This window comes from Silvibacterium dinghuense, assembly GCF_004123295.1.
GTDB lineage: Bacteria > Acidobacteriota > Terriglobia > Terriglobales > Acidobacteriaceae > Silvibacterium > Silvibacterium dinghuense.
Genome location: NZ_SDMK01000005.1, coordinates 275,381 through 301,718, shown reverse-complemented (window position 1 = coordinate 301,718; position 26,338 = coordinate 275,381). Strand labels below are relative to the sequence as shown.

The following is a 26,338-nucleotide window of genomic DNA, read 5'->3' as shown; positions in this document are numbered from 1 at the left end:
CGCAACTTTGTTCATTTCATGCCTGCCCGTTTCCTCCGCAGATCAATCTCTGGATCAGTGTCCTCCACCCCCGCCACCCCCTACGCGAAAGTGCCGTGTGAGCAGGAGCAGCGGCACGGCGGCCAGTGTCATCACGCCGATCAGGAAGAAGCAGTCCATGAAGGCCAGCATCTGGCTCTGCGCCGTGAACTGGCTGTAGACGCGCGCGTAGGCCGCCTGCAGCGCATCGGCGGGAGAGAAACCATGCGCCTGCAGGTAACCTGCCATCTGCTGCACCGTATTCTGCAGCGCAGGCGCGGAAGCGGCCAGGTGATTGCCTACGCTGCTCTGGTGGAAGTCCTCGCGGCGCTCGGCCAGAGTGGTTGCGAAGGCAATGCCGAATGAGCCGCCCCAGTTGCGGAAGAAGTTCGTCAGGCTGGAAGCGCGGTTGTTCTGGTCCGGCCGCAGCTCCGAGTAGGCAAGCATGGTCAGCGGCACGAAGAAGAAGGCGTATCCCAGTCCCTGGAGCGCGCGGGCCCAGGCGTAATGCGCGTAGTCGGTCTGCAGGGTGAAGCGGCTGTAATGCAGGAAGGAGATGCCTACTACTGTGACCGCGCCCACTAGCATGATGCGCGGGTGCACGATGCGTCGCTGCACCAGTTGCGCGCCCACCGGCGCCAACACCGTGATGACAAAGGCTCCCGGACCGAGCACCAGCCCCGCATCGATAGCGCGATATCCATAGAGCGACTGCAGAATCTGCGGGATGAGCGTCGTCGAAGCGAAGAGGCCCACGCCGAAGAGGAAGTAAAAAGCGCATGCGATGGAGAAATTCCGCGTCTTCAGCAGGCGAAAGTCGATGACCGGGTCCGGATGGCGCAGTTCCCATATCACTGCCGAGGAGAGGCAGAGAACAGCAGCGGCCATCATCCATGAGATGAACGTCGAGCCGAACCAGTCGTCGATCTGGCCGCGGTCCAGCAGCACTTCCAGCGCGGCCGATCCCAGGCCGATGAGCGCGATGCCGATGCCGTCGACCCGCAGACGTCCGTCGTTTCCGCGCACGGTAGAGCGCTCGGCGGCATAGCTCTCCGGATCGTGGACGAATCTGTTGGTGAGGAATAAGGACAGGATGCCGATCGGGATATTGATCAGGAAGACCCAGCGCCAGTTGTAGTTATCGGTGATCCATCCGCCGAGCACCGGCCCGATGGCGGGAGCCGTAACGATCGCAACGGTGTAGAGGGCAAAGGCCGAAGCCCGTTTCGCAGGCGGAAAGGTGTCCACCAGGATGGCCTGCTCCACGGGCGCGAGGCCGCCTCCTCCTACGCCCTGCAGCACGCGCGCCAGCAGCATGAACGGCAGGCTGGGTGCGATGCCGCACAGGAACGAAGTAATCGTGAAGAGCGCTACGCAGGCCATGTAATAGTTCTTGCGCCCGAAGACCCGGCTGAGCCATGCGGACATGGGCAGCACAACGGCATTCGCGACCAGGTAGCTGGTCAGAATCCAGGTGACTTCATCGAAGGAGCGGCCGAGTCCACCGGCGATGTAGGGCAGTGATACGTTGGCGATCGAAGTGTCGAGCAGCTCCATGAACGTAGCGAGCGTGACTGTCAGCGCGATCACCCATGGGTTGATGGCGCGCCGGGAGGTATGGGGCTGTGATGGAACCGCGACTGCCGCAGCGCTCATGCGTCCTCGTTGTGGTAGAAAAAGACCGATCGGTCCTGTTCTGCATCTGATGAAAGAGAGAAAGAGACCGATTCGTCTTTTTTTCGGGCGCAAAGGGGGGAGGCATGAAAAAGGGAGAGATCACGCGGCAGCGGATCATCGAGCTGGCCGCTCCGCTGTTCAATCAGCGCGGTTATGCGGGCTGTTCCATGGCCGACATCATGGAGGCGACGGGACTTGAAAAAGGTGGAATCTATCGCTATTTCGAGTCCAAAGAGGCGCTGGCTGCCGAGGCCTTCCTGTTTTCACAGCGCGCGGTCAGGAAGCTGCGTACCGACGACCTGCAGAAGATTCCGGGCGCGCTGGAGAAGCTGCGCTACCTGATGGACCGCTTTGTCTCCGAGCCTTCTTCGATCCAGGGTGGATGCCCGCTGATGAATACGGCCGTCGACTCCGACGATGGCAACGCGATCCTGCGCGACCTGGTGCACCAGGCCTTTACCGACTGGCGGAGCCGGATCGCCGCCATCATACGGAAGGGAATCCGGGACGGAGAGATTCAGGAGAGTTGCCGCCCGGCAGAGCTGGCCGATACGCTGATTGCCGCGCTCGAGGGCGCGCTGCTGATGAGCAGGCTCGACGGCACCGGCACGGCTCTCCAGCATGCGCGCAACTCGATGGACGTGCTCCTGGACGTGTACACCAGAAAGTAATTTCTCCTCTGGCAGCCATCCGCTCAGGGGTGAACGCCGGAGGATGAGTCGAGCTGCCTGTATTCGCGACGCGCCTGATCGAGAATGGGGAGACCCGGGTCCGCATCCTTCCAAAGTTCAAACAGTTTTTCGTATTCGGCGCGGCTGGCGGCGGTTTCTCGCTGCAGAGCGTAGGCGCGGGCCAATCCCAGGTGCGCCAGGATGGTTCTGGGCAGCATGGGATCTTCCAGTGCGGGATGAGCCAGCATCTTCTGGTATTCGGCGATAGCCTGATCGGCTTGACCGGCAGTCAGATATGCCTGGGCGCGGACTTCGAGGATGTCGCCGCGTGCCAGCTCGTAGGGCCGCGAGACTTCCAATGCGGCAATCGCGCTGAGTGGGTCGTGGTTATGCAGGGCTGCGAGCGCGCGCAGTTCCGGCAGCTGCAGATAGTGGCGAAAGGTGTCGGTGGGCCTGGATTCTTTCTGGCGCAGGAGGGCTTTGGCGGGCGTGAAGTTTCCGGCGCGGGCGTCCATCAGGATGGAATCCAGGTCGGACTTGTTCTGCACTTTCTCGAGAACGGAAGCAGCTTTCTCCATGCGGCCGAACTCCATCTCGATCAGCGCTTCATCGAGGAGCATGCTGTCGGCAAACGATGGGCTGATGTCCTTCGCCGCCAGAGGGAGATCCTTCTCGAACGAGGACTCGAACTCCTGCAGCTTACCTGCATCTGCACTGGCAATGGCCTCGATGCGAAGCATCTTGCTGTACTCGGGCTGATTTTTCGACCATGCCGCTTCTTTGCGCTGCGTTTCGCGATCCTGCTCGATGAGCGCCATTTCATAGAGCATGTGGTGCAGGTGCGGGCCATCCCTGCCCTGGGCCTGCGCCTGCGCGATGGCGCGCTTGGCATCGGCAAAGCGGTTGGAGCGGAAGAGCGCGCCGATCCACACCTCGTCGATCATTTCCAGATGGTAGGTGCCATGCCTGAGCACCTGCTCGGCGGTTGTGAGCGCGTGGGGAAAGTCGCCGAGCTGGACGTAGGCATCGGCCAGCGCTCCCCATCCCCAGTCGTCGGCGGGATAGACCTTCGTGTATGCCTCCAGGTTCTTCGCGCCGGCGACCAGGTCGCCCAGCGTGGCGGCGTCGTAGTGATAACGGATACTGAACTTCTCATCCTGGGTGACGTTCGAGCTCAGGTCGTAGGCTTTTTGAAACATCGCTGCGGCCTTGTTGCTGTCGCCCAGATCCCACCATGCCACACCGAGCTGATCCCAGCCTTCGGCGAACTTGGGATCGATGGCCACGGCCTTTTCGAACATGGCCTTCGCGGCCTGTGAGTTGCCGGCGTTGCCCAGCCGTGTGCCGGTGTTGTAGTCCTGCAGTGCTTCAAAGGAGAACGTCGTCGCATCGATCAGCGGCGCGCTGAATTGCGCGAGCGATGCGTTCGGCTCGCCGATGACCGCGCGCACGCGTCGCATCTCGCTGTCGAGGGTGTCGAGGATGGTGTCTTTTTCATTGGCCTGTCCGCGAAAGACGCCAAGACTTCTCCCGGTCGCGCAGTTCACCGGCTCCAGGCTCAGCTGGTAACGGTAATCGGTCAGTTCAATGTGTCCGCGAAGCAGCACCTGGTAGTCGCCGCGCCGGCAGATTTCGAGCGCCGTGTCGCCGAGCAGCGGCGTATCCGGCGGCTTCTCCATCCTGGCCAGCGTCTGGCGAATCAGGCTGTCGCTCATGAGCTGGATATAAGGGGTCTGCCCCAGGCCGATGCTCACAGCGCTTTTGAGCGCCGCATCCATGGAGGAATCGCCGGTGAGGTTCAGGAAGTCCGCGATCACCACCTTGCGCAGCTGCGGCCGGGGAGCAAAATGCCGCCAGCCGAAATACCCGATGACCGAAAGTGCCAGGAGCACAGCGGCGCACCCGATCATCCAGGACGAGGCCACCCAGGACGGGAGGCTGCGGGAGGCGTGCCTGGTCTCGGAGCGTTGCTCGAGCACCGTGTGCGTGCGTTCACGGACATGCTGGAGCAAGAGAACGTCGGGGTTCGGCTCAGCCGGTGGTAGCTCCGCCTGGGGATGGGTGAGCGGCACCACCTGCGCTGTGAACTGGTAGCCCCGTCCCGGCACGGTGGCGATCAGGTCCGATTTGTCCTTGAAGGCCTTGCGCAACTGGCTGATCTGCTGCGCCAGGTTGCTCTCTTCCACGTAAGACTCCGGCCATACGGCCTTCATCAGCTCGTCTTTCGGGATCAGGCGGCCGGGGTTGGACGCGAGATATACCAGCACGTCGAATGCCTTGGGAGAGAGCGCGATGCGCTCCCCGTTGCGCAGTACCTTCCTGCCGGCGCAGTCCAGCTCGAAATCGTCAAAGCGGCACAAGCCATTGAAAACAGGTCGCATAGCAGGCCTTCAAACGTTTTCAAAACAATTCAGACGACTTTTCAAGACATTTCGGCCGCGTTTGGATTCCAGTGGCTCGCAGCCGGACAGGGTGTCCCATTGTCAGGCACGGAGAGTGTACCGATGGAAGCCTTTTGGAAAAAGTGGGCAGATGGTAACCGCCGCCGGGAAAAGAGGACGGAAATCCGCACGACCCGCATCGAGCAGACCGTCGAGCGGGAGGTGCTCTCCGTGGTGTCCGTGCAGCACTTCCAGGAAGACAGCCCTCCCGCGGACATCACCGCCCATCCCCTGTTTCGCAGTCTTTCAAAGACCGTCCACGCACTCCGAAAGAAAGATGAGGTCCAGCCATGAAGCACAACCCGCCGTACTTGAAACCATCTGCGACGAAACGTACTCCCATTGCGCTGCTTCTGTCCCTGCTGTTTCTGCTGCTTCCGGGGCCTCTCGTGGCGCAGGGGCCGTCGGTGGAGAAGACGGCGCCCGCCGCTCCGCAAAAGCCGGGCGAGGAGGGAATCAAGGTCCATGGGCATTGGAAGTTTGTCGTCAAAAACCCGGATGGATCGATTGCCAGCACGAAGGAGTTCGAGAACGCGCTGCTCACCCCGGGCTCGGGGGACTCGCTGCTGAGCTACACGCTCTCCGGCCAGGCGGTTATCGGCGAGTGGGCGGTGGTGCTGTGCAACGCGGCGAACTCGGGCATGTTTCCGGCCTCCTCGCCCTCGAGCCCCTGGTGCGGCTGGAACTATAGCGGGGCGGCGAACTCCTACTGGGACGGGCTGATCGTGACCTCGATGAGCGGCTACTTCGGCACCGTCATCTGCCCGAACTCGCCGGTCTGCGATGCCGGGCTCACCCTTACGACGCCCACCCCGAGCGGCTCGAAATATCCGACGCAGCTTGTGCTTTCGGGCAATTACACCAACAGCGGCACGCAGCCGGTGACCGTTTACGGGGTGCAGACGGTCTTCGTTTCCTGCTTCGCCTCGATCGGCGCGGCTTCGACGACGGCCACGGTGAGCCCGTCGCAGTGCCAGAACCAGGGCAGCCTGCCGTCGCTGACCGGGGTACTGGCCCTGCCCTTTACCGGGACCACGGTTACGCAGGCCGTCGCTGCCGGGCAGGTGCTCAGCATCACCGTCACCCTGAGCTTCTCCTAGTCGCAACAGTCGAGGACTGCAGCCATGCGGAATCTACGAAACAATGCGGCAGGGCCTCGCAGGCTCGCGGCGGCGATGGCAATCTGTGCGGGGGGATGGGTGCTCGGCGCAGCCGCTCCCGCGGCGGCCCAGGTCAGCATGTCGGCCTATGTCCAGTCGAACGGAACGGCCGTGTTCACGGCCTATCCCGGCATGATTACCGAAGACAACGTGATCGTCGTCAGCGTCCCCTCCTCGGTGGCAGGGTATCCGCAGGGGCTGCTCATCACCGGTTCCGGCGCCTCATATTTCCAGGTCGATACCTCGCGTGCGTACCAGTGCCCCGGCGGGAGCGGACCCTTTGCCGATGGTCTGGACTGCCAGGCTCCCATTTATTTTTCCGCGCCTGCTTCGCCCGGCACCTACACCGCTACGGCTACCTATAGCTACGAGGATTCTTCAGGCAACATCGTTTCGGGGGCGATCAATCTTTCGGGCACGGTGCTGGCGCTGCCTGCGGCCACTGGCTCTCATCTTTCTTTCCTGCCAGCGGTCTCGGTGATTGCCGGGACAGGCGCGCAGGGCTACTCCGGCAACAACGGCCCGGCCACCAGCGCCGAGCTCGATCGTCCTTCGAGTGTCGTGGCGGACAGCAAGGGAAATATCTACGTCGCCGATGCCCAGAACTTCGTGGTGCGCAGGATCGACACCTCGGGCAACATCTCGATCTACGCGGGCACGCCGCAGCAGGGCTATCCGGCCTCGCAGTATAGCGGTGAGGGTGGCGCGGCCACCTCGGCCGTATTGCAGGAGCCGGTCTCGCTGGCCATCGATTCCGCGGATAACCTCTATATCTCCGATTACCCGACGGCGATTCGCAGAGTGGATGCCGCGACGGGCATCATTACCACCTATGCCGGGCCGGTCAGCTATCAGCTGGGCTACACCGGCGACGGCGGAGCCGCGACCAGCGCGCTCTTCGATCAGGTCGGCGCGATTGCGCTCGACTCGAAGAACAATCTCTACATCGCAGATGTGGATCTCGGCTACGTGCGCAAGGTGGACAGCAGCGGCACGATCACCGCGTATGCGGGGCAGAACTTTCCGCTTGCGTATGCGAATAAGGAACCGCTTCCGTTTCTTGGCTACTCCGGCGATGGCGGCCCGGCGACCAGCGCGACGCTGGGGTATCCGGAGGGCCTGGCCGTCGATGCGAAGGGCAACCTCTACATCGCCGACACCGGCAGCGACCGGCTGCGCATGGTGAATGCCGCCACCCAGGTCATCAGCACGGTTGCGGGCATCGGCGACATCGCCCTCGGCACCTCCGCGCAACTGGCCGCGCAGGATCTGCCCGCATCCGGTGCGGTGATCGCGCCGATCGCGATTGCCGTCGATGGCTCCGGCAACGCATACCCGATCGATTTTCAGGGGCTCATCTACAAGATCGACAGCAGCGGCACCATTGCGCAGTTTCCATCGACGAGCTACACGACAAGGTTCGGCGCAGGCGGCTACAACGCAGGCGCGACATTTCTGTCCGACGGCAGGATGATCGTTACCGCGCAGAACATCAACCAGGTGATGGCGATCGGCGCACAGGGAGCGCTCAATTTCGGCAACGTAAACACGGGCTCGACGAGCAGCCCGATGTATCTGACGATTCAGAACAGCGGCGCAGCGGCGCTCGACTTCAGCACCACACCGTACAGCGTGACCGGAGACTTTGCCGTCATCGGCGGCGGCACGTGCGACTTCACGGAGCCGTTGGCGGCCGGCAGTTCCTGCACGGTTGCCATGGCATTTACTCCGCAGGTTGCCGGCGCCCTGACCGGCACGATAAGTTTCGCCAGCAACGATCCGGCATCCCCGCTGGTTGCGCAGCTGAGCGGTATCGGCGTGGGCGCAGGAACGACATCCGCGGCGCTTTCCATTCCTGACCTGGCGTTTCCTGCAACGGAGGTGGGCGGCACGGCCTCGCTGGATGAAACGCTCACGAATACCGGCACCATCCAGCTCAATCTCAGCGGCATCACCATCACGGGGACCAATCCGGCAGAGTTCTCACTGGGAAGCGCCGGCACCTGCGGCGCGACACTGGCCGCAGGCAGCCATTGCACCATCGAGGTCCGCTTCACGCCCCAGGCTGCGTCCGCCTACAGCGCGACCCTCAACGTCGCCGGCAACATGACCAGCTCTCCTCTGACCGCGGGCATGTCGGGCACCGGCATGGTGCCCGTGGTTCTCAACATTGCCGAGACGATTCACGTCACCGATGCGGACAATATGATGCCGGGCGTCCAGCTTGCGGTGCATGAGATCGTGCACGTCACCGATGCCATCTCAGGCCTGGTTCCGCTGCAGACGCCGGTGCTTGCCTGGAGCACTCCATTGCCGATTGTCTATGGCACGGCGCTAGGTGGCACGCAGCTCGATGCCGCTGCTCCGGTTGCCGGAACCTTTGTCTATAGCCCGCCTGCCGGAACTGTGCTGGGAGCCGGCAGTCAAACCTTGAAGACCGCTTTCGCTCCCCAGAACACAAGCCTCTATCGCAGCGCGACCGATGCGGTGACGCTTCTGGTCAAGGCCGCGCCGCTGACGCTCACGGCAAACAATGCTTCGCGGGCCTATGGCGCGCCGAATCCGCAGTTCACCGGCACCATTACCGGCGTCGTCAACGGCGACCAGATCGCGGAGGCCTTCGCAACAACGGCTACAGCTACCTCCGCACCGGGAAGCTATCCCATCCTGGTACTGGGAATCACCGGGACAGGCATCCAGAACTACACCCTCAGCGCAACGAACGGCACGCTGACCGTGACCAAGGCGAATGTACAGGTGCAGGCGCATGCATCGTCATCGATCTCCGGTGACGGCTCGCCGGTCACGCTGAATGCGGTGGTCGCGTCCACGACCACTGGAACGCCGACCGGCACGGTCACGTTCTACCAGGGCACAACCAGCCTGGGGAATGCCGCGCTGGCGAATGGCGCGGCGAGCCTGCAAACCAGCCAGCTGGCCAGCGGCTCGGACAGCGTTACGGCGAGTTACTCCGGCGATGCGGACTTCAACAGCGGCGCGTCCACAGCGTTTACGGAGACGGTCACGACGTTCTCCGTGTCGCTTTCGAAGCAAAGTATGCAGGTGGCGGCAGGCAGCCAGGCCGTGCTCACGCTTACGGCTTCTCCTGTGGGCGGGTCATTCAGCAACGCCATTCAGCTTTCGGTGAGCGGTCTGCCTTCCGGAGCTGTTGCTACGTTTACTCCATCCAGCATCACGCCGGGAGCGAATCCAGCTTCCTCCACACTGGAGATTCAGACAGCAAATCTCGGCGCTGCCAATACGTTTTCCTTCGGAATGACGGCACGGATCGCATTGGGCCTCCTGCTGCCGTTTCTGCTTCCGCGCCGCATGCGCTGTCGTCTTGCCGGCTTTACCATGCTGGCCTTCCTGGCGATTGCGCTGGTGCTGAATGGATGCGGCGCCTCGCAGACCACGACATCCCACACCTATCCGGTGACCGTTACGGCGACATCCGGACAGGATGTGCAGAGCGCAAGCTTCCAGCTAACCGTGGAGTAATGGCCTGCGATCGATCTTGTTCCTGCCGCACAACTTCACATGTTCGCGATCTGGCGGCGCGTTCGGATCACGCAATCAAGCCTCGCTTTCCGCGCTCTAGCGCCCGCTATATAGTGGGTATGCATGAGTACTCGCCTGCATCCGGAAGAATCTGCCTCCTCTGCCAAGAAAACATTCCCCTCCTCCTCAGGTCAGATGTTTGAGAACTACTTTACGTCTGAGCGTGAAGAGAGCTACAAGAAGCGCGATCTCATCGACGCGCGGGCAAGGAGGCTGTTCGAGAACACGGCGCTGGCCTGTTCGATGGACGCGTATCCATTCCAGGCTCCGTTGAGCACGCGGTCCGGTCCGATCGTAGAGATGAACGGCCATCGCATGCTGATGCTGTCCTCGTATGACTACCTCGGACTGATCGGAGACCCGCGCGTCGATGAGGCAGCCATCGCTGCGATCCGGAAGTACGGCACGGGAACAGGCGGAGTGCGCCTTCTGACCGGAACGCTGGAGCTTCACCGGGAATTGGAGCAGGCCCTTGCGGAGTTCAAGGGAACCGAGACGGCGATCACGTTCACTTCAGGCTATGCCGCGAATCTGGCAGTCATCAGCGCATTGCTGGGGCCTGCCGATCGTGTGATCGCCGACGCGCTTTCGCACCGCAGCCTCATGGACGCCTGCCGGCTGGCGGGTGTTCAGGTCCAGAGATTTGAGCACAACAACATGGCTTCGCTCCGGCATGAGCTCGAGAATGGTCCGGAGGCGAATCGCACCCTGATCATCTCCGACGGCGTGTTTTCGATGGATGGCGATATCTGTCCGCTTCCGGAGCTGATTGCCATCAAGAAGGAGTTCGACTGCTTCCTGCTGATGGATGAGTCGCATGCAAGCGGTGTCTTGGGTAAGCACGGGCGAGGGACGGACGAGCATTTCGGCGTCCATACGGACGACGTCGATATCTGGACCGGATCGCTGGCGAAGGCGATTCCGTCGAATGGCGGATTTGTTGCCGTTTCGCGCCGGCTCTCGATCTTCCTGCAGCACGCAGCGGCTCCGTTTATTTTTTCCGGAGCATTGGCCGCACCGGCGGCTGCGGCTGTCCTGGAGACGCTGAAAATCCTGAAGCAGGAGCCGGAGCGGGTCGCACGGCTGCAGGCCAATGCGCAGTTTCTGCGTGAGGGGCTCAAGAGCCTTGGATACAACACCGGGCTTTCGGAGACGGCGGTCATTCCGATCATGTTGCATGACGATGTGCAGACCGCGCTCTTTGCCCGGAAGCTGCGCGATTTCGGCGTTCTGACTTCGCCGGTCCTGTTCCCTGCAGTGGCGCAGGGAGCGGCACGCCTGCGGCTCTGTGTGACGGCAGCCCACACCTCGGAGCATCTCGAGTTTGCTCTGGATATTTTCGAGAAGATGCGGAGTGTATAGCCCATGCCAACGCTCGTAACCGGGGCGAGCGGTTTTCTCGGTGGACGGTTGGCGGAGGTCCTGGCGCGTCAAGGGGAACAGGTGATCGTCCTGGCCCGGACGAATTCCGATCTGCGCCATCTTTCCGCGTTCCTGGGAAACCAGGTGCAGGTGGTGCGGGGAGGGCTGACGGACAACGGTCCGGTGATGCAGGCCGTTCGCGAGGCTACCCATATCTTTCACTGCGCGGCGGCCTCGACGGACTGGGCTGCCGCGCAGGTTTATCTCGAAAGCAACGTCCGGGGCACGGAGACGCTGCTGGCCGCGGCGCGCGAAGCGCGCCGGCTCGAACGGTTTGTCCATGTGAGCACGACGGATGTCTATGGGTATCCGCAGGTGCCGTGCTCCGAGGCAGGCGCGCTGCAGGATGTGGGCCTTCCGTACAACCGGACGAAGATTCTGGCGGAAGAGGCCGTCTGGCGCGCGCAGGAAAGCGGGTTGCCGGTAACGGTCATCCGTCCGGCAACCATCTATGGTCCTCGCGGGAAAGCCTTTGTGAGCGATATCGCGGATTTATTGCGAAAAGGGCAGATGGCTTATATCGGCGGAGGACGGGCGACGGGTGGATTCCTGTACGTCGATAACGCAGTGGACGCGATGCTTGCCGCAGCGAGGAGCCCGCATACCGAAGCGAAGGCCTATAACCTGACGGATGGAACCGGGGCGACCTGGAGAGACTACGTCACCGCCCTGGCCGAGGGGCTGGGCTGCAAGCATCCCTGGATCAACCTGCCCTATGCCACTGCCATGGTGCTGGCTGCCGCAATGGAAGCACCCTATCACTGGGTGAAGGCGCTACCGGGGCGTCCGCTGCTGACCCGGCACGCTGTTTTTCTCCTGGGACGGGATCAGGAGTACCCGAGCGACAAAGCGCGAGAGGAGTTCGGCTTTGCCTCGCGGGTGTCCCTGGAAGAGGGAATCACCCGTTCGGTGGCGTGGTGGAAGGGCTTGAGCTAGAGCGCTTTGAAGGCCAGCACGGCATTCAGGCCGCCAAAGGCGAAAGAATTCGAGAGGCAGGCTTCCACGGAGGCTACGCGGACTTCATTAGGTACTACGTCCAGATTGCAGGCAGGGTCGGGTGTGAGGAAGTTGGCCGTGGGGGGGAGCATGCCGTGCTTGAGGCTGAGGGCACTCGCAACGGCTTCGAGCGCGCCGGCAGCACCGAGAGCATGACCGTGCATGGATTTTGTCGAGCTGACCGCCAGCTTGTCGGCGTGGGAACCGAATGTGCTGCGAATGGCCGCGGTTTCGATACGGTCATTCGCCTCGGTGGCGGTTCCGTGAGCATTGATATAGCCAATCTGCTCAGGAGCGAGGCCGCCGTCGCGCAGAGCAAGGCGCATGGCGCGGCTGGGTCCGGTCGCGAGGGGCTGAGTGATATGGCTGGCATCCGCGGACATGCCGAAGCCGACGATTTCGGCGATTGGGCGAGCTCCGCGAGCGAGTGCGGCGTCCAGCGTTTCGAGCACGAGCATGGCCGCGCCTTCCCCAAGCACCATCCCGCTGCGTTCGGCTGAAAAGGGACGGCAGGTGTCCTTGCTGATGACGCGCATGGCCTCCCACGCCTTGAGGCCGCCAAGGAAGAACGGCGCCTCGCTGCCTCCGGCAATGGCCATGGGAGCAGCACCGGAGCGGACCATCCAGAAGGCCTGGCCGATCGCGTGGGTGGAAGAGGCGCATGCCGTGGAAACGGTGTAGGTGGGGCCTTCGATGCCGAACTGCATGCCGATATGGCTGGCGCCGGCGTTGCTCATGCTGAGCGGGATCGTTAACGGCTGAACGCGATTCCTGCCATTATGGAAAAGCTCCCAGTAGCCGCTTTCCTCTGCAAATTTTCCGCCCAGGCAGGAGCCGGTAATGACAGCTGTCGTCTCCCGCAGCTCCTGGCTCCATGCGATGCCGGCATGCGAGATCGCCTCGCGGGCAGCAAGGACCGCAAACTGCGCGAAGCGGTCCATGAATGCGATGTCTTTCGTCTCGAAGTGCTTTTCGGGCGTATAGTCCCGGATTTCTGCACCGTGCTTGAAGCGGAGCTGCGCGGTATCCACGCTGAGGAGCTCGCGGATGGCGGATGTGCCTGAGAACAGGGACTGGCAGAATTCGGCCGTGTTCCTGCCGAGGGCGCTGACCACGCCGGTTCCGGTAATGACGACGCGATGCACGTTATTCAGCGGCTGGCGAAGAGTCCTTCGCCTTGACCAGAAGGGTGACGCCTTCGATCATCTCTTGGACGTTCTTGACCTGTTTGGCCTGCTCGTCGTTGATCTCGATTTCAAACTCGCTCTCAAGGTCAAAAAGGATGTTGAGACGATCGAGCGAATCAATATTGAGGGCCTCGAAGCTGCTGTCAGGCCCGACAGTTTCTATTGGAATGCGCTTCGAGGTCGCGATGACTTTCAGAACTCGATCTTGGATCGTTTGACTCTGCAATTTCTGGAATAGTCCTTAGGTGAGTTCGCTGGGCGGACAGGTACATCCATGGGAACAAATGTACCAGCCTATTCTATCCTGCCCGCCTGAATTGAAGCTGAAGGAGAGTAGGATACAGCATCGCCGCAGAAAATCGGATTTTCACCTCGCCTCCCAGTCTGTTCGGCGCAACCTGCGCTTGCAGAGGATGCCAGTCGTGCGGCGCTCCGAATAGATGCTCTGACGAAACCGTGATGGGAAGAAATTCGCCTCGGATTACTTCATGGATGAAGGATTGCCGGGTCGCACCCCGAGACAGGGCTCATCGCGGGAGTCTCTCGTTAGAGATGCCGGTCTTTTATCGCACCGTTGCCTGCTGCCAGTTTGTGGTGCGGGCTGGTTCCGATACTGCTGCCGGAGAGGTAGTTCGAATAGGGACTGACAGGAAGAGTCTTGTCGATAACCAGGAGTTTCATGGGACGAAACAAACTGCCGCTCCGTACGCATCCATGTGGCGCATGTCTCGGAAGCCGCGTACTGGAAGGATACTCGCGTTCTTCCTGTGAGTTAGTCCAGTTATGCAAGCGGGATTCGCCAAGCGGGCCGGCGTAAAAATGAAACGCCCGGCGTGAGAGCGTTTCGATAACGCATTCAAATTGACACGCCTTTGGACTGCGCACTAAAAGGCTCGTGGAATTTACAAAACCACACTGCTGAAGCCTCCTGAGCATTGCGAGCAGAAGGCTAAGGAGACCCCTATGTTTTCAAAACGAGGCTGGCGAGCCTTCTTCGCGATTTCCTGGTTTTTCGTTCTATGGATAAGTGCGACGATCGGCCATGCACAGGTGAGTTACACGACGACCTGGGTAAGCAATACCTATTCGACGACTCCCACTTATGTGGGCAACGCGATGCGATCCATGTGGGTGGCGCCAGAAGGCGTTGTTTATACCTCGTCGATGTGGGATGAAAGCGAAGGCAGCATCAACATCTATCAAAACGGGCAAAAAACAGGCTCCATGGGTGCTCATGGAGAAACCCAGGGTGGGGCAATCGGCGGCGATAGCACCGATGTTTTCGCCGCGCTGCAATTCAACACCAGCCTCGGCGGCAGCGGCTATATCGGCCGATACAACCGGAGCACTGGAACGCGGGATCTGACATGGTCTGCGAGTTCCGATACGACGGAGCGGCTCGCGGATGTGATCACGGGAATCGCCGATACCGGCACGCTCGTTTATGTCAGCGATCATCCCGACAACCTGGTGCGGTGCTACACGACCGCGGGGGTATGGCAATCGGACTGGAGCCTCACGGATCCCGGCGCGATCGCGATCGACGGATCGGGGAATATCTGGGTCGCGCAGTTGAGCGAAGGTACGATCCAGGAATTTGCTCCTTCGGGGAGCGTGTTGAACTCGATCAACATGGGCTCCAGCGCGCGGCCTTCCTCGCTGTACTATGACAGCGCTAATAACCAGTTGATGGTCGGCGACCAGGGGCCGAACATGAACATTCAAATCTACGGAAATCTGTCGAGCAGTCCGTCCCTGGTCGGTACCTTCGGCGTGCAAGGCGGATATCTCGACACCACTACGGGTAACAAGGGGCAAACCGGGAGCCAGCGCTTCACGCGCGTGGTGGGTATCGGGAAGGATAGCTCCGGAATGCTGTACGTACTCAATAATCCCTGGGGAGGAACCTGGGATTTAGGGCGAAACGGGAAGACCGATCTTCACGCTTACAACAGTTCCGGCGTGTTGCAGTACACCCTGCAAGGGCTGAACTTCGAAGGCAATGCTGCCTTCGATCCCGGAACGGACGGCGCCTACTTATACAGCGGTCAGGATGTGTACACCGGTTCGGCAGGCGCAGGATACGTGGGCAACAGCGTCGATTCGCTCGACTATCCGACGGACCCGCGCGTGGATGTGACCAACAACAGCCGGGGATTCGACTTCGGCATCATGACCAGCGTGAATGGCCATCGCATTCTCGCCTCCACCGGCCAGAATCCTGATATCTTCCTGTTCTCCTATTTCCCAACCAACCAATACGCGTCGATTCCGTTCGGCACTTTACCGGGCCAGACCAGTCCTGCGGGTTATACCAACTACTTCAACACGACGGCCCGGGTCCGGAACGGATTTACCCTCGACACGAACGGAGATATCTGGGTCGGGTTGGATAAGACCAACGAGATCACTCATTACCCGTTGACCGGCTTCGACGCCAACGGTGTGCCGATCTACGGAACGCCGACGACCACGCCGACGCCGTCGACCATTGCGCCTCTGGGCGGCATCGAGTACATCCCCTCCACAGACACCATGATCCTGATGAATGCGACCTCTACGGACTGGACCGCGCTGGGCGGCCGCGTCGAGGTGTACCACGGCTGGATGGCAGGTAACACCACCAATCCCAACCCTGTCATCACTCTGAAGACTTCTCAGAATCCCAAGGGCCGAGCGGCAGCGGGCAACTATCTGTTTATCTCGTATGTCCATACGGTGCCGGATATCGATGCCTACAATCTCACCACCGGCGCCAATGATCTGACGATGACCAGCGCGGATCCCAATGTCGCGGTGGGCAACGATGTGGATTCGATGTATGGCATTCGGGCGTATCAGGCGAGCAATGGCGATTATCTGATCAGCAAGGATAATTACAACAACAACTCGATCATCATTCACAGGATGACCGTCGGTCCTCCGACGCCGGATTTCACGATTGCAGCTACGCCGAGCTCGCAGACGGTGACACAAGGGAGCGACACGACCTATACAACTACGATCAGTCCTTTGAACGGCTTCACCGACACGGTGAATCTGAGTGTGAGCGGATTGCCGACTGGGGCTACCGCTGCTTTCAGTCCAGTGTCGGTTACCACCTCGGGGAGCTCGACACTCACGGTCTCAACAGCTACGACAACTCCGGCAGGGACCTATACCCTGACGATTACGGGCACCGACGGCACTCTATCGCGCACCACTACGGCGACCTTGATCGTGCCAGGTCCACCTGACTTCAGTCTCTCGGCGAGTCCGAGCTCGCAGACAGCGACACCGGGCAGCAATGCTGCTTACACCACAACGATCGGCGCTATCAGTGGCTTCTCTGACGCGGTAAACCTGAGCGTCAGCGGATTGCCGACCGGAGCAACGGCGACTTTTAGTTCCACATCCGTCGCTGGCTCGGGGAGTTCGACGCTCACTGTCTCCACCGCGAGCACGACTCCGACAGGAACCTACACCCTGACGATCACGGGCACCAGCGGCAGCCTCACGCACTCGGCCACAGTGACATTGGTCGTGGTGGCACCGGACTTCAGCATCTCCGCGACACCGAGTTCGCTGGACGTGGCGCCGGGGAACAGCGCTACTTACACCACAACGATTGGCGCTCTCAATGGTTTCGCCGACACGGTGGATCTGAGTGTGAGCGGATTACCTACCGATGCGACGGCAAGCTTTAGCTCCACGTCCGTCGCCGGTTCGGGGAATGCGACGCTGACAGTCTCCACTGCGAGCACGACTCCGACGGGAACCTACACCCTGACGATCACCGGCGCCAGCGGCAGCCTGTCACACTCGGCCACAGTCACACTGGTCGTCAGTACCACAGGAGGCGGTCTGCCGTCGGGTTGGACGGATCAGGACATTGGAAGCGTGGGTGTCGCCGGCAGCGCGAGCGATACCAATGGCACGTTCACGGTGAACGGTTCCGGGACCAGCATCAGCGGCACGGCCGATCAATTCAACTATGCATACCAGGCCGCGGGCACGGACTATACCATCACGGCCCGGGTGGTCAGCATGACGAACACCAACAGCGGAGCGCAGGCAGGTGTCATGATTCGCGAGACACTCGATGCCGGTTCGACGATGGCGAATATCAACGTCACCCCTTCGAACGGCGTCACCTGGGTCTATCGCACGGCCACCAGCGGCAGTGCGAGCGGCAGCAGAACCAGCGGCCTCGTAGCGCCTTATTGGGTTCGCGTCGTACGCAGCGGGAGCACCTTTACCGGGTACTTTTCAGCGGATGGAGTGACCTGGACCCAGCAGGGCACAGTGACCATATCGATGGCGGACACAGCCTATATCGGACTGGTCGTCAGCAGCCGGAACAGCTCCGAGTTATGCACGGCGACCTTCGATAACGTGTCCATCACAACGCCTTAAAGCATTTCCCCTGATCCTATGGCGTCTTCAGCGGGCGTGCCATGCCATTTTCCTTGGGAGAAAACGGGACGGACGATCTCGCCGTACTCCACCTCTTCAGGGGAAATGCTCTAGCCGAGCCCATGCAACACGAAGCCACCTGGAATCTCATTCGTTATGGACGGGATTCCGGGTGGATTTTGTTTTCATGGCGTCTGCCTCTTCAGGCGGATAAGAACGCACTCAACTCAAGGGAACCCGACACGCCGGACCAGATCCTGAAATCGAGGGTCGTTGCGCAGCGGGTCAAGGCACGGATCCACCTTGAGGAACGTCAGCCCTTTGTCATGAGCATCCAACGATTTTTCCAGCCAGGCAAAGGCCTGATCCTTTTCTCCAAGGGCAGCGTAGACCAGCGCGATCTCGTATCTTCCCACTCCCTCTTTCTGCACATGCGCTTCGAGATTTTCGATCATCTTCCGTGCCTGAGCAGGTTGTCCCATGCGGGCATAGGCATTTCCTGCATGGCCGAGGGCGTGCGGCGTATCTCCGAGTTTCTTTAATTCATCGATGGCCTGTTGATACTGTCCCTGCTCGGCATAAATGACACCGAGAGGAAATATGGTTTCAGCGGGGTTTGGCGCAAAGGAGTTGGCTCTTTGGATCTGAGCAAAGGCCTCGTCATATTGCCTCGCGTAGTAGTACGCAAAGGCCGCATTCATAAAGGACCGGCTCGATACCGGATCAAGCACCAGCAGCTGCTTCAGCTGCTCCAGACCTTCCTGGATTCTTCCTACCCTCAAGAGATAAAACCCATATGTCGAATGGGCCGAGATCGAGCTGGGGTTCAGCTGCAATGCGTGCTTTAACTCTCGCTCGCAGGTTCCCCAGTCCCAGTTCAGGTTGAGAGCGGCATCCGCCAACTCGACATGCCCTTCGGGCAGCAGGTCATCCAACTCGATGGCTTTCATGGCCGCGGCCTTTTGCCGGGAAAACGCATCCAGGTATGGCATCCAGCCGGCTACGCCAAGCCAGCCATAGCCGTTCGCCAGCCCGGCGTACGCTGGAGCATAGTTGGGATCTTTGTCAATCGCCTGCTGCATGTAGCGGATGGCTTGCCTGGGGTCGCCTGAATTCAGCGAATACCGACCCAGGAGGTAGAGGTCCTGCGCCTCTTCATTATTCACATTGCGCAGATGTCCTAAGCGCGCCTGCTCCTGCGGCGTGACATGAATGCTGATCTCATCCGCAATGGTCTGCGCTACCTCTCCCTGAAGAGCGAGGACGCTGGTGAGGTCACGGACGTAATTCTGCGCCCATAGATGTTCGTCCGTATGAGCGTCTATCAATTGGGCCGTGACGCGGACTTTACGGCCTTCGCGCAGTACCGAACCTTCCACGATCACGTCGGCGCCTAATTCGCGCGCAATCTCCGGCAACGTTTTTTGGGTGTGCTGATACGTCATCGTCGAAGTCCTGGAAATGACGCGCAAGGCAGAAACCTGCCCCAGGTCGGAGATCAATTCCTCCGTCACTCCGTCGGCGAAGTACTCCTGGCTCGGGTCCCCGGAGAGGTTTTCCAAGGGCAGCACGGCAATCGCGCGAATGCTCGGCTTGGAGGGGGGCTGAACTCGCCAGAGTCTGTATCCGAAATAGCCGGCCGCGGCAGCCACCGCCAAGGCCGCCAGTGCAAGGAGAAGCCTGCGCGCAATGCCCGGCTGGACCTTCGCATCCGTATCCTGCTCGCTCTCCTTTGCGTCTGCCGAGGCTGCCACCGGATCTGGCGCCGCCACGGCTTCCGGTGCTTCAAAGCAGAATCGCGGCACGTAGGAGCCGGTCGGCAGCTCAATGCGCACGGGAGCGGGCTTCGGCGCTTCCTGATAAAACTGCAACAGCTTCTTGCGGACTTCCGTCGCTTTTACCCGGACGACGGCATCGTTGGCCGTGTCATAGTCGATCGGCCGGCCGAACATCTCGGCTCCAATCATGCGCTCCCGTAAATGATCCAGGCGGCCAGCGACGGCGTGCTCGACGATCAACTGCAGGAAATCCTGTGCACGCTTACTGCCTGCAAAGGCCGGGCTTGAAATGACTTCGTGCAGATGAGCCCGGATCAGCCTCGTTTGCTCCGGACTGAGCTCTTCCGGAATCGAGAATGGACCGATGGTAGGCATTTCTCCTCAGAACAGTGCTTGTGGAGCGACTCTATCACAGAGCAAACGTCCCCTGGCGAAGGAACAAACGGTCTCCCCCGGAAAACGTAGGTGGCTGAAAGTAAACAGCTTTATGCGCATAAAGACAACAAACAGTTCAGAACATTCCAGGCACGCAGGCATCGTGATGATCTTGTTCCAGACAATCCACTGGGAATCCAGGTAGACAGGTCAAGCCTCGGGAGCTACAGGGAGCCGGTGGGAATTTGTCCGTATAGGCCCTGTTCTAACCCCCGTTCCTCCTCGTCGTATTTGTCTCCATGGACGGCTCAGTTTCCCCGGATGCAACCACATCTCCGGGAGCGGCGAGGAGGAACACTTTTCTCACTCTCTGGCAGAACGATTTCCCCAGGCCCCGAAGTTGCCGCTCTGATCGCTCCGATCGTAGGGAGGTTTTCGTTGAGTATTTCGAGTTCATTGCAGGCGCCATGCGCGCCGATTGGAAGCGATTACCGTGTGGGGGCGTGGCACAGCGCCGAGCAGCGTGCGGTATCCGACACCGGGAAACGGCGTTACATCGCGCTTCAGCCCATCTTCGACTCAAAAGGGCAGGTGTTTGGCTACGAGGCGTTGTGCCGCACAACGAACAGCAAGGGGTTTACCAGCGACCCTCGTAGTGCGACCAGGCACGTCATCGAAGATTGGCTGCTGGACGGCCTGGAGAAGCTCACAGATGGAAAGCCGGTCTTCGTAAACTGCACCCGCGAAGATCTACTCGAATTTTTTGCCCTGCTCCCGACCTCGACCGTGCTGGAGGTGCTCGAAACGGTAGAAGTAGACGAATGGGTCGAGGACGCCTGCCGGAAGATCAAGGCGTTCGGTCATCTCATCGCACTGGATGACTTTCAGCTCCACGGCTGCAATCACGATCTGATTCAGCTCGCCGACTATATCAAGGTCGATTTTCGGCAGGACGGTAAGGAATGCAGAAAAAAGCTGCTGTCGACATTGAAGAAGCGGCCTATCCAGTTCATCGCAGAAAAGGTTGAGACGCGCGAAGAGCTCGAGGCCGCGCTCGAGGAAGGGTTCGACCTGTTTCAGGGATACTATCTGGCGCGGCCGATTCTTCTGTCGAAAGGAAGAAGCTACTGCTCCTGGTTAAACCAACTTCGCATGCACTGGCTATTCAAATTCAGATGGAGCTCTCATCGACTCAGCCGGGAGATGAAGAACGCTAAGCCGGTTCCGTCCTGTCAGTAGCGGAAGTGATGCTGTCTCGATCGTGACGCTCGTCGTCTGCCTGCCGCAGTCCACAACCGAGCGCTTGTCGAGGCCAGAGCGCTTTATGGCCGATCGCCGTTTCCATTCCTTTCTGCAAAACCGGCTACCCCGCATTCGCTGAAGCAGCACCGGCATGGACCGGCATACCCATCTAAGAAAAATGGCCAGTCCTGCGTCTGAACGTATCCAGATGCAGGACTGGCCATCGCGCGGCAGTGTTGCCGGGAGTGTTAGAAGTTCACCTTCACTGCCAGCTGTCCGAAGCGGCGCTCCTCGCTGGCGGAGCCGTTTACGCCGCCTTTCTTGGCGGTGATCACCGGCGTGCTGGGATAGTAGTTTGCCGCGTCGGCGAGCGTCTCCTGCACATAGAGGTTGTGGTGGTTGAGCACGTCGAAGCCCTCGGCGCGCAGCTCTACGTTCACCTTCTCCCACACCGGAAACTGCTTGCTTACCGCCAGGTCCAGGTTCCACGCGCCGGGGCCGACAAAGGAGTTCCGCTCCGGTGCATAGGTGGGGAAGGCCCAGTTCGAGTAGCCACCGATCGCATCGTTCACGATCTTCTGACCCGTTGGCAGGCTCGATGCCAGGTAATACTGATTGACTGCGCCTGGTACTTCGCCCTGCGATTTGGTGTACTTCCACTTCTTGATCGAGGACGACGGCACGTAACGCGCGATGTTGTAGTAGTCGCCAAGATTGTAGGTCGAGTCGTAGTAGGTAAACGATGTGCCGCTGCGCACCGTGTAGATGCCGGTCGCTGTCCAGTTGCCCAGCAGCTCGCCCTTGAGGCTTTTGCTGTTGTGGAACCACGGCGTTTCGTAGATGGGTGCAAAGACAAAGCGCTGGCGGATGTCGAGATCGCTCGAGCCGCGGTCGTAGCCTGGATCAAAGGGGTTGGTATAGCCGAGGTTGTAACCGCCGCCGCCGGCGTTGGTCTCGGAGAAGGTTGAGCTCAGGTCGTCGATGGCGTGCCCATAGGTGTAGTTCGCGGTTGCGCTGAGACCGGAGGTCAGCAGGTTGCGTGTCGAGAAGCGCAGGTTCACGGCTTCGTAGTAGGAGTCGCCATTGGAGCCGCGGCTGTTGATGTTGCTGTACGTCGAGTTCAGCCGCGTGAGCCCGTCGGTGGCGTAATCGTCGCCGGCCAGGTAGTTGCCCGAGCCTTCGCCGTTGATGTTCTTGATGTCATAGAGGTGCAGGCCGCGCGCGCCGAGATAGGTCGCGCTGACCACGGTCTGTGGTGCGATCTGGTGCTCCACGGTGAGGTTCCAGAACTGCGTCTGTGCGGTGCGGATATTCTGTGCGACGTGGCGAAGGCTGGTGGAGGGCAGTGTTACCTCGCCGTCGGCGTCGGCAAGAGTGCCCAGGTTCGAGGTGCTGACAGCTACGCCGTTCTGCACGACGACCGCATAGTTCGGGGGATTCTGGATGACGTTAAAAGTGACATTGCCGAAGTTGCGCTCGTAACTGATACCCCAGCCGCCACGCACTGCTGTCTTGCCCGAACCGGTTGGATCAAAGGCAAATCCCAGGCGCGGACTCACCGTGCCATAGCTCGGCTCCCACAATTCATGGATCGGACTGTTCGGCACCGTGAAGACCTGGCCGCTACGGATCTGGTCGGCGTAGGACGAGCCGGAGCCGTAGTAGAAGTTCGAGTCGAGGTCTGCCTTGTTGTTGTGCTGCACGCCGAAGTATTCGTAGCGCACGCCGTAGTTCACAGTAAGCTTCGGCGTGGCGCGCCATGCATCCTGCCCGTAGACGGCCCAGTCGTGGAAGCGGTCGCTGCGCGCAAAGTTCGGTTGCGTGAGTGGCGTGGAGATGGTTTGGCCAGGGAAGTGCCCCTGAGGATCGACGGCGGTGGAGAACGTTCCCACGGTGCCTGAGAGGAAGCCCGCATAGCCGGTGGAGTCGCCCTCCACGGAGCCGGCCAGCGCCTCTTCCGCCTGCGCGTAGGCGCCGAAGGTGCGGTTGGCTTGAATGTAGAGAAGCTGCGAGCCGAACTTGAAGTTGTGGTTGCCGCGGTTCCAGTCCACATCCTGGTTCCACTGAAGGACGTTCTGCGGACCGCCGAAGGGAAGGCCGAGGCCGTTACCTGGCAGATCCACACTGTAGCCGTTTACCTGCGCCGCGCTCGAGAAGTAGAGTGCGGGCGTTGTGAGCCCGGCTTCGGTGGTGTTCTCGTTCAGGTTGATGCGGCTGAAGCTGACACGGCCGCTGGTGACCAGCGTAGGCGAGAAGACATGCGTAAAGCCGCCGAGTGCTGCGTAGTCCTTGTCCAGCTCGCCTGCGTCGTAGTTCGAGTAGGGGCTGTAGTAGAGAGCGCCCAGCGGCTCATCGAGCTTCCAGCCGACGAAGCGGCCGAAGTACTGCGTGCGGTCTGAGTACTGGTAGTCGCCGCGGAGCACGTAGTTGTAGGTGTTCTGCGGCAGGCCGCCGCCTGCATCCTGCGGCACGCTGTAGTTCACCAGCCCAAAGACCGGAGTGCTGGCAGGCACGCTGGCGAAGGGTGTGCCGGCGGCGCTGTTGGTGATGGTCTGAGCGTAGGTGAAGCTCTGCCCATATTTGCTGACGAAATTCTGCGTCGTGGTGGCCGCATAGGAGAGCAGATCGGAGGTGGGCACCCAGGCTGTCTGGATGGTATTGCTGCGCACCCGCAGCCACTCCGCGCCCGCTGCGAAGAACAGCTTGTTGCGCACGATGGGGCCGCTGAGGAAGAAGCTCGGCTGGTTGCGCGTGTAGCCGCCTTTCGAGAGTCCTCCCTGTGCGTTCGTGACTGTATTTGCGGTGTAGGCGGCCACGCGGTTGAATTCGGAGAAGGTGCCGTGAAACTGGTTCGAGCCGCTGGCCGTGACCACGCTCACCACGCCGCCCGAGGCGCGCCCGTATTGTGGATCGAAGTTGCTGGTCAGCACGCGATACTCGCCCACGGAGTCGACCGGTACATGCAGGCCCACGACGTCGTCGAAGAGCTCGATGTTCTCAACGCCGTCGAGCAGAATTTCCGTGCCTGAGGAGCGCTGCCCGTTGATCGAATAGCCCACGCCGAGGTTGGTCGAGTTCTGCGTGTGTCCCTGTGCCTCGTCGCCCTGTGAGACATTGCCTGAGAGGCCGACGAAGTCATAGATGTTGCGTGTGAGGCTGGGCAGCTGCTTGACCTGCTCGGGGGTCACGATCTCCGAGACTTCCTGCGATGAGGTGTCGACCTCGACGCCGCCGAGTGCGACCACTTCCACGGTCGATTTGTTCGACCCGACGGCCAGCTTTGCATTCAATGCGGCGTGGCCGCCGACGGTAACTTCCACGCGTGCGCGCCAGGTCTCGAATCCCGCCAGTTCTACGCTGACGGTGTAGACCGCCGGTTCAAGATTTTCCAGATGGAAGGCGCCGTTATTACTTGTGCTCACGGTATGTGCTGCGCTGGTCCCTGTATTTGTTACCGTTACCGTTGCATTTGCAACCACCGCTCCGGCAGGGTCGGTGACGATGCCGCTCAGTGAACCGGTATCCACCTGCGCATGCAGGGTAAGAGAAGACAGAAGAAGCAGCAGTGCAGAGAGCAGCCAATGGCTGCCGGATTTGAATCGCATGGTTTCTCCAGAAAATAAAAACAATCGCCGCAGCGTACGCGGACAGGTACGGAGATGACTCCGCCGGCGAAGTCTATGAGCGTGGACGAGCTGCTGCGTGAGCGGCAGGACCGCGCTGAGCTTCTATTCGGTTGTAAGAGGAAAGGTGGGCAGAGGATTGCCCGGCGTGGCTATCGACAACACAGATACAGATGGAGTTGGCGAATCATGAGCTTAGCAGACAACACTTCCGCGAGAATGTCAATGGCAGGAGGGTTTCACCGCCATCGCAAGGTGCGATGCCCGTCTGGTGCGCATTGGCAGGAGAGCGATGGTCCTGATTTCTTTAAGCGCTGAGAGCCTCGAATATTTACTGCTGTGCTATTTGTGGCAGAGAAGGCAGCTTGTCATGCACTACCAGGTCTGCATTTGCACGACTCGAGGAGGGCCCTGCTGGGCATCCATCGTCTCCGTGGTCAAAACTATTTCGAAATTGTTCTTCTGCGCAGGAGCATGCGCGAGCCAGCTCTTCAGATATCCATTCGTGGAAAGGAACTCTGCGGCCGCGGCCGTTCCACTCTTGCCGATCCCCGCAGCCACGAGCACATGCTGCTGGATGTCGGCATCGAAGAAGCCCGCGACGATGGCATAATCCCGCGAGCTTCCCCGGGCTTGCTGGGCACTGTCGAAACTCCAGTCGAAGCCCCACTGGTTCTGTGGTCTCTGCCGGTCCACGATCCAATTCACGCCGTTTTTGCCTGCCCTGAAGACATAAGGAAGATTTTCTGTAAGCCGCAGTGTCCAGGGGTTGTCAAACGCTCCGATCAGGAGCACAGGGCCTTGCTGGATCTGTTCGAATGTTGTTTCATGCGCCGCTCGAACAGAGTACTTGCGACGATGATCGGCCAGCGGTCGGACCAGGGTTTCGACACTGACCAGGTCGCTGATGGGAACCATGTCGGAACGGATCATCGAAGAGAGCATCGTGGTGTCTTTTCCCATCTCCGGTATCTCTCCTGGGGATAAGTCATGTCCATCCTTATCAAGGGAGTGCGTTCCCAACACAATCAGCGTGGAGCTATCTGTATTCCAGAATGGATTCCATACATAGGCGAGTCCTGTATCTTCTTGAGGTTTCCGGATATAAGCATGAGAAAAGATGACAAAGGCAACAGAAAGAAGCAGGAAGATGGTTCCACCTATAGAAAGGAGCGGCAGGAAGTGATGCTTCCGAAGCATGATGCTATCGGAGATATCCGATAGCGCGTGAGCCGTAGAGCCATTTTTTTGTTTGCTCTCTGCCGGCATCAATAATGCTGGATCATCGGACGGAAGAACATACCGATGAGAGGTTTCGCTCTCGCCGCCATCATGCTCTTCGCCTGTTGAAGCGGCGGGTTCCATAAAAACAGGCATGTAGGAGCCCAGCGGCAATTCAATGCGAAGTTCCCTATGATGATCCGGCTCCTGATAGTACTGGGCAAGCCGTTTTCGTATCTCGCCCGCCGTCACTCTTACGATGGGATCGGTAGCGGTATCGTAGTCGCTCGAACGCCGAAATACTTCGATCCCGATCATCCTTTCCTTTAGAACTTCACCGGGTCGTTGCAGGGCCTGTTCGACGACATAGCGAATGAAGGGCGGATATCGTCTGCTATTGCGGAAGTATGTGCTGCCGATGATCCTGCGTACCTGCTCGATGATTGCTTCATGGCCTATCACTGCTGGTTCAGAGGAGCCTACATCGCGGGTAGCAGCGGGCACGACAAATGTTGGGGGCATCGTCTCACCTGTTTCCTGAACGCGGCGAATTATACCGGTATTTAACAGG

General features: G+C 60.2%; 16 protein-coding genes. 8 read left to right on the top strand and 8 right to left on the bottom strand.

All coding sequences use genetic code 11. From position 1 onward, the window contains the following. Positions 1–54: 54 nt before the first annotated feature. Complete coding sequence (locus ESZ00_RS19020; RefSeq protein ID WP_129209980.1) at positions 55–1,674, bottom strand: DHA2 family efflux MFS transporter permease subunit; 1,620 nt, start codon at positions 1,672–1,674, stop codon at positions 55–57. Positions 1,675–1,778: 104 nt separating this feature from the next. Here ESZ00_RS19020 and ESZ00_RS19015 point away from each other — a divergent pair, with 104 nt between their 5' ends. After that, the gene (locus ESZ00_RS19015; protein ID WP_129209979.1) at positions 1,779–2,366 is read left to right on the top strand and encodes a TetR/AcrR family transcriptional regulator; all 588 of its coding nucleotides are present in this window, start codon (positions 1,779–1,781) and stop codon (positions 2,364–2,366) included. Between the two features lie 23 nt (positions 2,367–2,389). Here ESZ00_RS19015 and ESZ00_RS19010 read toward each other — a convergent pair whose 3' ends face one another. After that, on the bottom strand, positions 2,390–4,747 hold the full coding sequence (locus ESZ00_RS19010) for a winged helix-turn-helix domain-containing protein (protein ID WP_129209978.1): 2,358 nt from the start codon (positions 4,745–4,747) through the stop codon (positions 2,390–2,392). A 123-nt stretch (positions 4,748–4,870) separates the two neighbouring features. On the opposite strand from ESZ00_RS19010, the gene ESZ00_RS19005 reads away from it, so the two are divergent. The 5 genes from ESZ00_RS19005 (at position 4,871) to ESZ00_RS18985 (ending at position 11,886) form a co-directional block, all read left to right on the top strand. After that, positions 4,871–5,101 carry a hypothetical protein gene (locus tag ESZ00_RS19005; RefSeq protein WP_129209977.1) on the top strand — a complete coding sequence of 77 codons (231 nt, stop codon included), beginning with the start codon at positions 4,871–4,873 and terminating at the stop codon, positions 5,099–5,101. After that, a complete protein-coding gene (locus ESZ00_RS19000; protein ID WP_129209976.1) occupies positions 5,098–5,907 on the top strand; it encodes a hypothetical protein in 810 nt (269 codons plus the stop codon). The genes ESZ00_RS19005 and ESZ00_RS19000 overlap by 4 nt, the downstream gene beginning before the upstream one ends. A 24-nt stretch (positions 5,908–5,931) precedes the next feature. Beyond that, entirely contained in the window at positions 5,932–9,468 is a 3,537-nt protein-coding gene (locus tag ESZ00_RS18995; protein ID WP_129209975.1) for a choice-of-anchor D domain-containing protein, read from the top strand. 195 nt (positions 9,469–9,663) lie between these two features. Further along, entirely contained in the window at positions 9,664–10,890 is a 1,227-nt protein-coding gene (locus ESZ00_RS18990; protein WP_229741120.1) for an aminotransferase class I/II-fold pyridoxal phosphate-dependent enzyme, read from the top strand. A gap of 3 nt (positions 10,891–10,893) precedes the next feature. Continuing rightward, complete coding sequence (locus ESZ00_RS18985) at positions 10,894–11,886, top strand: NAD-dependent epimerase/dehydratase family protein (protein ID WP_129209973.1); 993 nt, start codon at positions 10,894–10,896, stop codon at positions 11,884–11,886. Here the strand turns inward: ESZ00_RS18985 and ESZ00_RS18980 are convergent. The 3 genes from ESZ00_RS18980 to ESZ00_RS20425 form a co-directional block, all read right to left on the bottom strand. Continuing rightward, the gene (locus tag ESZ00_RS18980) at positions 11,883–13,091 is read right to left on the bottom strand and encodes a beta-ketoacyl-[acyl-carrier-protein] synthase family protein (protein WP_129209972.1); all 1,209 of its coding nucleotides are present in this window, start codon (positions 13,089–13,091) and stop codon (positions 11,883–11,885) included. The genes ESZ00_RS18985 and ESZ00_RS18980 overlap by 4 nt on opposite strands. Before the next feature lies 1 nt (position 13,092). Beyond that, on the bottom strand, positions 13,093–13,359 hold the full coding sequence (locus ESZ00_RS18975; protein WP_129209971.1) for an acyl carrier protein: 267 nt from the start codon (positions 13,357–13,359) through the stop codon (positions 13,093–13,095). 320 nt (positions 13,360–13,679) lie between these two features. Next, positions 13,680–13,814, bottom strand: coding sequence for a hypothetical protein (locus ESZ00_RS20425; protein ID WP_268235286.1), 135 nt, complete (start codon positions 13,812–13,814; stop codon positions 13,680–13,682). A 282-nt stretch (positions 13,815–14,096) separates the two neighbouring features. Between ESZ00_RS20425 and ESZ00_RS18970 the strand changes: the two genes are divergently transcribed. Beyond that, positions 14,097–17,528, top strand: a complete 3,432-nt coding sequence (locus ESZ00_RS18970; protein ID WP_129209970.1) for an SMP-30/gluconolactonase/LRE family protein — start codon at positions 14,097–14,099, stop codon at positions 17,526–17,528. 227 nt (positions 17,529–17,755) lie between these two features. Here the strand turns inward: ESZ00_RS18970 and ESZ00_RS18965 are convergent, their stop codons facing one another. Continuing rightward, positions 17,756–19,681: a TPR end-of-group domain-containing protein gene (locus tag ESZ00_RS18965; protein WP_129209969.1), complete on the bottom strand. Its 1,926-nt coding sequence runs from the start codon at positions 19,679–19,681 to the stop codon at positions 17,756–17,758. A 438-nt stretch (positions 19,682–20,119) separates the two neighbouring features. On the opposite strand from ESZ00_RS18965, the gene ESZ00_RS18960 reads away from it, so the two are divergent. Beyond that, positions 20,120–20,920: an EAL and HDOD domain-containing protein gene (locus tag ESZ00_RS18960; protein WP_164981627.1), complete on the top strand. Its 801-nt coding sequence runs from the start codon at positions 20,120–20,122 to the stop codon at positions 20,918–20,920. Positions 20,921–21,171: 251 nt separating this feature from the next. On the opposite strand, the gene ESZ00_RS18955 is transcribed toward ESZ00_RS18960, so the two are convergent. Together ESZ00_RS18955 and ESZ00_RS18950 are read right to left on the bottom strand one after the other, a co-directional pair. Further along, on the bottom strand, positions 21,172–24,528 hold the full coding sequence (locus ESZ00_RS18955) for a TonB-dependent receptor (RefSeq protein WP_129209967.1): 3,357 nt from the start codon (positions 24,526–24,528) through the stop codon (positions 21,172–21,174). 393 nt (positions 24,529–24,921) lie between these two features. After that, entirely contained in the window at positions 24,922–26,289 is a 1,368-nt protein-coding gene (locus tag ESZ00_RS18950) for a hypothetical protein (RefSeq protein ID WP_129209966.1), read from the bottom strand. Between the last annotated feature and the right edge of the window lie 49 nt (positions 26,290–26,338).